Origin of the sequence: Comamonas composti DSM 21721 (genome assembly GCF_000429845.1) — a bacterium.
Taxonomy (GTDB): Bacteria; Pseudomonadota; Gammaproteobacteria; order Burkholderiales; family Burkholderiaceae_C; genus Comamonas; species Comamonas composti.
The window spans coordinates 25,372-37,106 of record NZ_KE386976.1 but is presented as its reverse complement, the minus strand read 5'-3'; the positions used below and the strand labels follow the sequence as shown (position 1 = coordinate 37,106).

The following is an 11,735-nucleotide window of genomic DNA, read 5'->3' as shown; positions in this document are numbered from 1 at the left end:
TCTTTTCTGAGCTGCCTATGCGGCAGCGAACGGTATTCGCGGAAGGCTCGGATTGCATCGCCTTTTCTGAGCTGCCTATGCGGCAGCGAACATGCGTGGGCGAACGTGCTCGTGGTGCCTTCGTTTCTGAGCTGCCTATGCGGCAGCGAACGTGGTCAACGAGATCAACCGCATTCGCGGGTTTTTCTGAGCTGCCTATGCGGCAGCGAACATTTTCACGAAGCATCTTGACCAGCTTCACCCTTTCTGAGCTGCCTATGCGGCAGCGAACGTCAGTACCGGCTTGCTCGAAGTCATCGCCCATTTCTGAGCTGCCTATGCGGCAGCGAACAGAGACATGAGGCTACAGGGTTCCTGAGCCACTTTCTGAGCTGCCTATGCGGCAGCGAACAACGTACGAGCGCGTGGGCGATGACTACATAGTTTCTGAGCTGCCTATGCGGCAGCGAACACTTCTGTGGGCATGATTCCAGCCTTTTCGAATTTCTGAGCTGCCTATGCGGCAGCGAACACGCTCCGGCCATGAGTGTCCATGGCCTCATATTTCTGAGCTGCCTATGCGGCAGCGAACTCTGTGACCCATGGCGCCAGGTCTGCTGCGCGTTTCTGAGCTGCCTATGCGGCAGCGAACGTAGATCCGCACGTTTCGGATGTGTCCGTTAATTTCTGAGCTGCCTATGCGGCAGCGAACAAGAACCCGGTTGAAGTTGAGCGCGACTCCAATTTCTGAGCTGCCTATGCGGCAGCGAACTCGGCGGGATCAGAAAATCCACACCGCCCAGATTTCTGAGCTGCCTATGCGGCAGCGAACTGCGGTGGGCTTTTCATCGCTGGCGAAAGCCTTTTCTGAGCTGCCTATGCGGCAGCGAACCAAGAGGGAAAGCCTGACGTCCGCCTTGGAAATTTCTGAGCTGCCTATGCGGCAGCGAACCCGGGCCAACGGCCTTTTGTATTACCCCGATGTTTCTGAGCTGCCTATGCGGCAGCGAACCAGCCATGCCTTACATCATCTGGCAGCGTGCTTTTCTGAGCTGCCTATGCGGCAGCGAACCCAAACATTTTCAAGAGGTCAATGTCGAGATTTTTCTGAGCTGCCTATGCGGCAGCGAACGGCCGTGGCTCGCTTGCCGCAGGGCTCTTGAATTTCTGAGCTGCCTATGCGGCAGCGAACGCGCTTCGCGGGCATGGGCCTGTGCTGCCGCGTTTCTGAGCTGCCTATGCGGCAGCGAACGAACGATGCATCCACGGCCGCAATTGCTTGCATTTCTGAGCTGCCTATGCGGCAGCGAACATCACTGCGCGTGCTGTCGATGATTACGCCAATTTCTGAGCTGCCTATGCGGCAGCGAACATGGACCACTACGGGACACTTGATGGCGCGATTTTCTGAGCTGCCTATGCGGCAGCGAACGACCATTGCAACATCTGCTCCACGTTTTCCAGGTTTCTGAGCTGCCTATGCGGCAGCGAACGGGCTGTTGAGAACGCCCTGGCTGCTGGAAACTTTCTGAGCTGCCTATGCGGCAGCGAACTGGATTCTAAATCCTCCAAGCTTTTGATTTTTAAAGAACAAGCGCCAAAAAATGGAGAGCACCCCAATTTCCGGAGTGCTCTCCAAGTCCTTGATTTACATACAGCCTGGGCTGCGCGCAAAAAAAGGGTCAAAACCAGGGGATGGAAGCCCCCAGGCTCAAGCCATAGCTGTTAAAGCTGCCGGTACAGGTCTGTTCCAGCTCCGGCCCGTGTTCGATGAACAGGCAAAACGGCTGGCCCGTGCTGGCACTGCGCAGTTGCACAAAGGGCAGATCGGGGCGGCGCTCCACGCTGTCGGGGATGGCGGCGCGGGCTTGCTCCAAGGTTTCACCCTTGCGCTGCATGCGGCGACGGCGCAAGCGTTCGGCGCTGGTCTTGAACTGACGCCGTACCACCTGCCTGTGCCTTGCGCCGGCAGGCACGGCCGCCGTATCGGCAAGCTGCACATGGTCGCGCATGCCTTGCAGCCAGGGCTCTGCCATCAAAGCCTGCAGCGCAACTTCACTGCCATGCAGGCGCAGCACCGCGCCCAGGCTGCGTGGGTGCTGGCTGTGCTGGGGGAAGCTCACACCTATATCCTCGGCCCTGAGTTGCACCAGCGCCCGGTGCAGCTTGGCCACCAGTGCCCCCAGCAAATGGGCGTGGCTGAACTCCGGGTCGGGCAGCAGTGTGATGTCGATGTAATGCGTGGTCATGGCTTGTTCACCGCCGCCTTAACTCGCATCGCCAAACACACCGCCGCGGATGAGAACGGCCATCACAAAGTGCTGCTGCTCCACGGTAGGCTGCTTGTCCTTGAGCAGCCAGTCGTCCAGCAAGGTGTAGAAGTCCTGCTTTTGCTTGGGTTGGCGATAGGCCTTGCCTTGCGTGGTAACGGAGCCATAGGGCTCGACGGCGATGGGGCCCAGGTCTTGCGCGCCGTCGTACCAGCTGTCTATGGTGCGCAAGGCATTGCCGATTTTCTGGGAGTGAATAGCTGCCACATTGTCCACGTGGTACAGCGTCTTACTCTTTTTGCTGGCACCCTTGTCCAGAATCAACTCTTGCGAGGGGAACACCTCCTGCCCTGCTCCCACGCGCACAAACGCAGTGACCTGCAGCAGCACATGGCGCTTGCCAGCCAGACCTTCGGCAATCACCGCGCCCAGCGCCTTCACTTCACTATCCATAGCATCCAGCGCACGCAGGCTGTGCTCTAGCGCATGAAAAGACCAGGATTTTTCTGGTTTGCCATCCTTGAGCACAGCAACTTCAACCAGCACCTCTTCGGCACCCACGCGGTTGCGCCACAGAAAGCGGCCATTGGCCAGGTTGGCGGCGTAGCGGTTGGCCAGCTCGGCAAAGCCATGTTGGTCCACATAGGCTTGCACGGTTTGCAGCAGCTTGGCTTGGTAGTCGGCGCTATTGCAGGCCGACGGGGTGCCTGCGCCCGCCAGCACGCGCAGCGTGAACTGCACCTTCAAGGTGTCGGCATCTGCGGGCAAGGCGGCCACGTCCACGGTTTGCAGATTGGGGTTTTCAATGGCGGCATCGAGCTTGGCCGGGTCCTGGTCCTTGGTCTTGAGGCGGTTGCTGATAGTGCCGCGCACCGATTTCTCACGCAGGCTCACCGCAGCCCAGGTGGAGGCATTGGCCTGGTCGTCCCAACGGCCAGCGCGGAAAATAGCGTCGGAAGGGTCGAGCTTGCGTTCAAAGGCGAGGACGGAGGCAGTTTTCAGATTGTTCGACATGGTGAGAAATCCTTTAGCAATTCGTTGAAACGGTGTGGATCAAGTGGGCTGTCACGGTGAGAGTGCTAGTCGTCGACATAGTCATCCTCTTCCACCCACTCCCCGCTCTCTGCGGCATCGGTCTGCGGCTTGGATGGCGGCTGGTAGGCATTGCGGCAGCGGTACAGGCCCTGGGCCTCATCGGCCTCGGCATGCCACAGCAATTGCTGCAGACTGCTCAACCGGTGCGGACTGACCCACTCGCCCAGCGAGTAGACCGATTCCACAAAGCGCAGCGGCGTGGCCATGTCACGCGCATTGGCTACAGCGCCAGCTGCGTGGCGGGGCGACAGCGCGGCATAGCCCACGGGAATGGGCACGGTCCAGCCACTGCCTTTGAGGCGCAAGGGGTCGCGCCATTGCACCTTGCCATCGGTTGGTGGCTTGTCGTTCTGGACAGGCTCATGGTTGAAGCGGGCTGCATGCAACCAGGCATCGAGCAGGCTGGCATCTGGATGGCTTTTGCGTAGATGTGCCAGACGCTCTGCCAGCAAGCCGTCCCTTGCCACCAAGGCAAACCCGGGCAGCCACTGGCGGCGCCAGCGGCGAAAGGCCTTGGCGCATTCCTCGGGATCTTCGGGTACCAACGCCATCCAAGGAGATACCTTTTTGCCAGGTACGGGGCGCGATGGCAGCAAACTGCCGCCCGCCACACGCATTTGCGATGCAAGCTCGCCAATCTGCCTGGCCCAGTCCTCCATGTGCGCTTCGCCACCTTGGACCAAAGCGCTGACCGCGCCGGGTGCCAGTTGCTCAGCCACAGAAAACACTAGCGAAACCTGCAGGTGCATGCGGCCCTCTTCCACAATCGCGGCCGTGCTGCCGTCCTTGTCCACGGGGTTGCGACTCAGATGGAAGCTGCGCACATAGCCCTGGCTGACCTGCTCCTGATGGTGGTGGCAGACCACCCCCACGCTGAGCAGTTGGAGCGGGATCTGCGCCTGTGCCAGCTTGCGCTGCAGCGCCCACATCAGCCCGGTAAAGGCGGTGATGGAGGGAAAGCCATGCGTCAGCGGGCTGGAGATGGCATTGGCGTTTTGCACGCGCAAGTGCGGCAGCACCAAAATGGCTTGGGGTTGGTTCATGGCTGCCCCCCCTTCGCGGCCATCAGCTCCGCATGCGTTTTACGAATCGGAATGTAGTGCGGCGCATCCAGCCTGTCGCGCAGCGCACGCAGCTGCTGCTTGAAGCCGTCCTCGTCGGTGAGCAGCTCTTTTTTCCACTCCCGCGCCTCGACATCGCCCACGGGCAATTGGCCCTTGAGCTGCTCCTTCAGCCATTGTCCAAAGCGCCTGCCTATCTCTGCGGGCCAATCCATCCACAGCCAGCGCCGGGCAAAGTCGGCCTCGCCCGGCAGCTCGGCGCGCAGCGGGTCCAGCCACAGCTTTTCGTTGTCGTCCAACCGGGTAAAGCGCTCCTCATCCCGGCTCCAGCCCGGCGCCAGCACTTGCTGCAGTTCGCCGGCCAGGGACACCAGCTCGTCGATCAAGGCATCGATCAGGGATTCACGGCGTTCGCGGGTGGCCAGATTGGGCGCGGGGTCGGTCAAAAGAAACCGCCGCAACTCCCTGAGCGTGCTGCGCACCTCGGGCCGCGCAATCAACAACCGGTCAAACACCGACTTAGCTTGCACCGGAAGGCGCACGGCGCTGGGGGTCCATGTGGGCGGCAGCGAGGACAGCAAATAGTTGACGCCGCCGCGCTCGCTATTGAGCTGAGAAATATTTTGCGGCTTGGTCCCGCCCATTTTCTGCACGGCCAGGCCTGGGTAGTCGTGAAACACGCCGTCATGCGGCTTGCGATCGCGGCGGGCTATGCGCGCCGCCTTGTTGGCCTCGCCAAAGCGGTGTTCCTGGATCTCGCCGTACACAGCATGGGCCAGCGAGGTCGCGTACAGCGGTGCCAGCAGCTCATATTGGGCATCGTCGCAGGCGTCATCACCCGTGAGCCAGTACAGCTGCTTGGCGCGGCCATGGCTGCTGGGACCACCTGCGCGCGGCTGGGTCAGGCCGATGAAGGCCTGGCGCCACACCTGGGCCTGCTCGGGGTCGTCGTGCAGCGCTTGCAGCGCATCAACATCGCCTGCCAGCAAGGCGGAAAGCAGGCTACGCCCCTCGACTTGCAGCTTGAGCAGCTTGTACACATCCAGCGCCGCCGCATTGCCCACCACATCGCCCGCAAACCCGGCCCCCAAGGCATGGCTGCCCAGCTCGGCCAGCATGGGCAACTGCGCAGGATCCACATACAGATTGGTGCCGCGCGCATCGGGGTGAATGGGTTTGAGCGAGTGGGTGACAGCCTGAATCTGCTGCACGCGCCGGGCGGCGTCTTCGAGCCAAGTCGCACGGGCAAACGAGGCAATGACTTCGTCACGTTGGGGATCATCAGGTTTGAGCTTATCGAGCTTGGCCTGCAATCGCTCTTGCAAGAACCGCCCAATTTCCGCTCGCCAACCTGCCTTGCCGCCTGTTACAGGGGCATTAGACATAGGAATACACCTTTCCAATTCATTGAAAGATAGAATTCCCCCGTTCTACGCGCAGAGCAGGGGAATTTAGTGGTTATGGTGGACATCCACCATCAGACTCTTCTGAGTATTTGGCTAATCGACATAGCGCCTCCTTTCTCCTACTTGCCTCGACAGCAATGTGTTGAACACGTCGCGGTGCATGTTTCAGCTGCACCGTGACACCTTTGATTTATAAACCAGACAATGAAATCGCAGAGCGATAAAATCATTGATCGCCATCGTAGACTAGAATCTGCTGCTGCGCAACTCTGTCGAGAGACAGCTCAGCAAAGACACTGAAACCGCAGTGCTTCTAATGTGCTGCCGCATAGGCAGTTCAGGCTTTCCTGGTAAAGCCCAGCGTTTCATGCCACCGCCACCCTTGCTGCTCATCCGGCAGGCTGGCGGTGGCATAGCGTTTGGCGCAGACCTCCAGCGACAGACCTAGCTCCTGGGCCAGCGCACGCAAGGCCTCCAACAGGTCCAGCTGTATCCAGGGCTGCACACTGTGCTGCGATGTGGGCCGCAGGACAGCATCGGAAACCTGCACCTTCATACTCTGGTCTATGCAGACATAGAGCTGCTCGCCGCGCTGCGCTCCATCGTCCACGCGGTGCAGCTCCAGCTTTTCCCCGTCCTCATCAGGCAGCAGCACCACATCCACGCGGGGGCGTGCGTCCTCTCTAAAGCGCTGAAACTGCGGCAGCACGCCAGTCAGCCACAGGCACTCGGGCTGGGCGCTGTCGCCCTCATGCCAGGCCAGGCAGGCGGCGCGCTCAACCAAGGTAGTGGTGCGGCTGCCCACCTCGCGCGGCAGCATGGCGTCGCGCATGCGGGCGTGCTCCAGATCCACCCAGTTGCGACTGGGGCTGGGCTTGCCCGGGGTCCTGGCAATACGGGGCCTTGCGTCGATGGGCCATTGGGGATCGCCCCATTCCCTGAGCTGGCGCGACAGCAGCTCTTGCAAGCTGTGCGACTGGAGATGGAAGTGCACTGCGGCATCGGTGCTGCCCGGCGGCACTGCGTCCATCTCAAACCCTGGCTTGCAGTACGCCGCCCTGCTTGGGCGTTCCAGCCCACGCAGATTGCAGTCCAGCACTTCGACATTGACGGCCTTCACCTCTGCACTGCGATGCCGACGCACACGGCCTGCCAGCTGTATCAGCGAGCGCATGGAAGATGGCTCCGATATAGCCCAATCAGCGCTCCAGTCCCGACCCACCTCCGTCACCGGTGAGCCGAGCACGATGAATAGCTGATCCTGCTCGGGATGGGCATCGATCAACGCTCGAATCGCAGGCCGCTGGAACACCGGGTCAGGCCCATCGTCCGCACCACGCCGGTTGAGCACGGTGTCCAGTTGCTGTTCGATCACCGAGCGCGCCAGCAGCGGAAACTGCGAGTGGTAAACGCACAGGTGCACGCGAACGCCGGGGGCCGGCGCGCCATGCGCATACATGGCCAGGGCCACGTCGTACAACGGATCGATATTGGCCATGCGGATCAGGCCCAGGCTCACGCGCTTGCCGCTGGCAGGGTCAATGCTATGGTTTTGAGAAGTCTGATGCAGACCCCGTGCGCGCTGCAGCATGAATTGCGCCCATTCCTTGCGGCGCTGTGCTTTGTCCATCCCCGCATTACTCCAGGCCTGCGGCAGGCTGACGATGTGGGCCAGTCTTCGCACGTCTGCTTTCGCCAGCTGTGCCATGCGTTTTTTGACAAAGGCCTCATGCGCCGGGGCAAAGTCCTGTGCGTCCGCGCAGTCCTGGGCAGTTTGATGAAACTCGTCGATCCACAGGCAGCAGAGATTCACAGGCTCGCCGGGTCGTTCGCTGCGGTGCTTCTGAAAGATCTGGCGGCCCGCACGATAGGCCAGAAACAAGCCCTCCACCAAGGCAGGCGGCAAGGTGGCCGAGGACAGCAGCACACGGCTGCCCAACAAACCTGCCCAATGCACCAAGCGCGTGAGCGCGGGCAGGTCGGCCATATCGAAATCATCGGGCTCGTCCAGCACCAGGTCCCCTGTCAACAGGCGCAGCATGGGCGCGATCTGGCGGCCGCCGCGCAAGCTTTCGGTTGCAGGGGTGAGATGGTCTACGGTGCAGACCAGCAGGGGCGCAGCAATCAGGCTGCGCACCTTGGTGTCATCGCTCAAGCGCTCCAGCAAGGGATGGCGGTCGTTGCCTTCAAACAGCACTTGTCCGCCTTCATCCAGCAGGCCCTGGCTGGAGGCAGAGCCACTGGCTTCGGCCTGGCGTTCCCAGTATGCAAACAGCGCCCGGCTGGCTGCGCCACCCACCTGGATGGCGAGCTGCTCATCGCTCAGCCCCAGGTCGTTCTGGAAGACGCGGCCGGTTTGCAACGTCAACGTACGCAGGCCCATGGCAAAGGCGCAGCGCATACCCAGTTGTGGATCGGCCAGCGCGTTCATGGTGCGCGCATTGCCCAGGGTCTTGCCACAGCCGGTGGATGCCATGTTGACGATGAAGGCGCCCTGATCCGCAGCACGGTGGCGGACGCTGGCAGCCAGGTCGGCCGCCTTGTCCTGCCACTGAAAACGGGGGTTACGGCTGCGTTTCTTGAGGCCTTTGTGGTTTTGCAACGCGGGCAGGCTGCGGGCCAGCGTGGGCAGTGAATGGGTGATCAGACTGGCGTGGGCTTGCACGCCCAGCAAATGCTCGTCCAGCGACTGGTTGATGACACGACGCTCCCGGCCATCAAATGTGGTGTTGGCAGTCAACAATGCCTTGGATTGCAGATAGGGCTTGCGCCCGGCAACCGGCTGCCCTTCCTTGTCCAGGCCCAGGCGCGAGTAATGGTGGTCGGCCAGCATCAAGCACATGCGGGCCATGTGCATGGTGAAGGGGTCCTGCAGTGCCGGCGCTTGCTGGTAGCGAGGCACCAACTCCAGCAGCTTGCGTGCATAGCGTGCGGCCTGTTTGCGCCAGGCCAGATTGCGTACAGGCAGGCCATGCGGAAAAGCCCAGTAAGCCTTGATCTGCGCATCAGGCAATGCTTCGCGCGGCTCATTCCAGTCGGCATTGACCTGGGCCAGCACATGGTGCAGCTCGGTCCGGTTGATGAAGGATGGCTTGCGGCCAAATCGCCGCCAGCGCTGCCCTTCACTCCCATCATCGATGTCGTATGCACTGCTGCTGTCTTGACTTGGCACCGGCTTGCAAGGCAACCGGTGGTGGGTCAGCACCAGCCAGGCCACTGCCTGGGCCAACGGCGGCAGCGTCGCAAAGGGATTGGCCGCGTTTTTTTGTACCGTGTTCCAAGCCACATCGTCCAGGCCATCACACAGCAGCCGCCCCTTGCCACGTTCCAGCCACAGCGCCTCAAAGGCTTGTTCATCGCTGCCTGGGTCTGCACAAGCTGCCAGGCGCTGCAGCCAATCTGCATCATCGCCCTGCCCCACAAAGGCCTGCAGCAAACGCACCGACACCCATTCATGGCGATAGTGGTTGCGCTCGCGCAGGCCGGGATTTTTCAAGCGATCCTGGAACGCCTGCGTGGACTTGCCCAAATCGTGCAGCAGCGCGGCCAGAGCCGTCAGGGCCGTGATCAGCGGCAAGTGATGCCAGCTGTTTTCATCGTCGGCGCGCAGCACATTGCGGGCCGTGGTGTTGGTGGGCACGGCGCCCTCTGCGTTGAACTGGCGGCCATCACCCACCACCCACAGCAGCTCGCTGTGGTCGCGCCCACGAATCCAATGGCAGGCCACGGCCGTGTTTTTGCGGGCGCTGGCACGCAGCAGCTTGCGCACGGTATCCAGCCCGGCCTGGGTGATAGGTGTTTGCCAGGTGCGCTCGCCACGCCGCTCGGCAAACTGGTCGAGAATGCGGCGGGTTTCGGTCAGCGCACGCTTGCTGCATTGGGAGACAAAGAGCACGTTCATGCGCGTGGTTCCTGCGCTTGTGCCATGCGGGCCGTATCGATGGCCATGCTTTTGAGCGTGTCGATGATGAAATCCAGCGACTCGCTGCGCGTGAGCGCTTCTATGCATGCGCGGCGAAACTGCGCTTCGTCATCACCACGCATGGCCGACAAAAACGCCTGCGGCAGGATGACCGCGTCTTTGACCAAGTCGGCCGCATCAAACACCAAGCCGCCGCGCCGCGTCTTGCCGTGCAGCACGGCCAGGCCATGGGGCAGACCCAGCACCCAGGTGGCCGTGGCACCCATGCCATAGGCCAGGTAGTTGCCATGGTCCAGAAAGCGATTCGCCGCATCGGTGCCCGTGCCGCGCTTGGCACGGGTGAAGTCGCCATAACCCGTGGCATCCACCGCCAGTTTGTAGAGCGCCTTGCTCAAGCGCGCTTCGTCGGTGAGCAAGGCCGTGACATCGGGGGCCTGGGCGATCAGCGCCGTGAACTGCTGCACCAAAGCCTTGAGGCGCTCCAGATCCACGGCAAAGCCGGCTTCACGCAAGGTGCTATTCCATTCGGACAGCAGCCGCTGCAAGCGAGCCGCCTGCAAGGCCTTGGCCGCATGCAGGCGAAGATCATCGTCAAACCAGAATTTCACCCAGGCCTGCAGATATTCCGTAGGCCGGTATTCGCTTTGCGGTGTCAGCCAGGCCACCTCAACATCGACCTCGTTGGCGCTGAACAAGGGTGTGCCGCCACCTCCGCAAAAGCCGACGAGCACGCCGGCCTTGGCCAGCTCGCGCATGGCGGCCTGCGTGATCGAAGTGCCCGTGCCCAGCAAGATGCTGGTGGTGTTGGCGATGGGGATGTTCCAGTACAGGCTTTTCTTGCCCGCATCGGTGACGTATTCCACCCGCCCACCGTTGACCAGTACCCGGCAATGCTCCAGATAGTAAATATTGGCGCGTTTGGAATGAAGAATGCTCTTCAGATCCTGGGCCTTGATGTCCTGCATGAGTACCTCCCGCAGGAGGTTGTAACAAAATTCAAAGAGACTCGGGTTAACCCTGGTCATCCTGGATTTTCAACTTGGGCTTTGTTTCTGACGTTGGCCCAAAGCGCTCATGCTGCCAAGCACTTGTTCTTGCACCAGCTCAGCAAAAGCCTGCAGCAAGGGGTTGGCATGTTCGGCCTTCCAGGCCATGACGGCCGGGGTCAAGGCATCCACTCCCGCAAGCGGCGCAAAGCTCAGTCCGCTCATGCCCGCATGGCGCATGCAGTCCGGCACTAAAGCCACACCCTGACCTGTGGAAACCAGAGCCATGACCGTCAGCCACTGACGTGCCGCATGGCGTGTCTGGGGGTGTATGCCGGCCTGCTGCAAGCAGGTGATCACATTGTCGTAATTGGCTGGGGCCACTTCGCGAGCAAACATGACCCAGCTTTCGTGGGCCAGGCTGCGCAAATCGATCTGCGCGACCCCGGCCTGCGCATGGTCTGCGGGCAGGCAGCAGACAAAGGCTTCGGCACCAATCGACAAAGTACGCATGCCTTGCGGCGGCTCACCGATATTGAGGAATCCGCAATGGATCTGCCCGCTGGCAATGGCCTGCAGTTGCTCGCGCGTGGACATTTCATGCAGGCACAGCTCCACCCTGGGGCGGGCAGCCCGAAAGGCTCGGCAAAAATCCGGCACCTTGCGGTACACCATGGACCCGGTAATTCCTATGTCCAGCCGCCCCTCCTGCCCTGCCGCAACGCTGCGCACGACTTCGCCGGCATACTGTATCTGGGCAAGGACCTTGCGCGCCTCATGCAAAAATACCTCGCCCGCAGTCGTCAAGCGCACGTTTTTGGCATCGCGCTCCATCAAGACCACGCCCAGATATTCTTCCAGCGCCTTGAGGGCCATGCTCAGCGGTGGCTGCGTGATGCACAGGCGCTGGGCAGCGCGGCCAAAGTGACACTCTTCGGCCAGCACCACAAAATAACGAAGCAAATGGGTTTTCATCAAGATGGCATCTTGCATCTGCCCCATCTCGTTGCAGTCCT

General features: G+C 61.3%; 7 protein-coding genes and 1 CRISPR repeat array. All 7 genes read right to left on the bottom strand.

The features are described 5' to 3' along the window. Positions 1-3 precede the first annotated feature (3 nt). A CRISPR array of direct repeats spans positions 4-1,532; the repeat unit is 28 nt; unit sequence TTTCTGAGCTGCCTATGCGGCAGCGAAC. A 129-nt stretch (positions 1,533-1,661) separates the two neighbouring features. Then, on the bottom strand, positions 1,662-2,228 hold the full coding sequence (gene cas6f, locus G486_RS0121175) for a type I-F CRISPR-associated endoribonuclease Cas6/Csy4 (protein ID WP_027017321.1): 567 nt from the start codon (positions 2,226-2,228) through the stop codon (positions 1,662-1,664). An 18-nt stretch (positions 2,229-2,246) separates the two neighbouring features. Then, positions 2,247-3,263 carry a type I-F CRISPR-associated protein Csy3 gene (csy3, locus tag G486_RS0121170; protein ID WP_027017320.1) on the bottom strand — a complete coding sequence of 339 codons (1,017 nt, stop codon included), beginning with the start codon at positions 3,261-3,263 and terminating at the stop codon, positions 2,247-2,249. Positions 3,264-3,328: 65 nt separating this feature from the next. Continuing rightward, positions 3,329-4,387, bottom strand: a complete 1,059-nt coding sequence (gene csy2, locus G486_RS23055; RefSeq protein WP_034388758.1) for a type I-F CRISPR-associated protein Csy2 — start codon at positions 4,385-4,387, stop codon at positions 3,329-3,331. Next, positions 4,384-5,730 carry a type I-F CRISPR-associated protein Csy1 gene (gene csy1, locus G486_RS23050; protein WP_342667357.1) on the bottom strand — a complete coding sequence of 449 codons (1,347 nt, stop codon included), beginning with the start codon at positions 5,728-5,730 and terminating at the stop codon, positions 4,384-4,386. Before csy1 ends, csy2 begins: the two co-directional genes overlap by 4 nt. 418 nt (positions 5,731-6,148) lie before the next feature. After that, positions 6,149-9,712 (bottom strand): type I-F CRISPR-associated helicase Cas3f, encoded by a 3,564-nt coding sequence (gene cas3f / locus G486_RS0121155; protein ID WP_027017319.1) that lies wholly within the window; start codon positions 9,710-9,712, stop codon positions 6,149-6,151. Beyond that, the gene (gene cas1f, locus G486_RS0121150) at positions 9,709-10,698 is read right to left on the bottom strand and encodes a type I-F CRISPR-associated endonuclease Cas1f (RefSeq protein ID WP_027017318.1); all 990 of its coding nucleotides are present in this window, start codon (positions 10,696-10,698) and stop codon (positions 9,709-9,711) included. The genes cas3f and cas1f overlap by 4 nt, the downstream gene beginning before the upstream one ends. Positions 10,699-10,767: 69 nt before the next feature. Further along, positions 10,768-11,694 carry a LysR family transcriptional regulator gene (locus G486_RS0121145; RefSeq protein ID WP_156920124.1) on the bottom strand — a complete coding sequence of 309 codons (927 nt, stop codon included), beginning with the start codon at positions 11,692-11,694 and terminating at the stop codon, positions 10,768-10,770. Positions 11,695-11,735 lie beyond the last annotated feature (41 nt).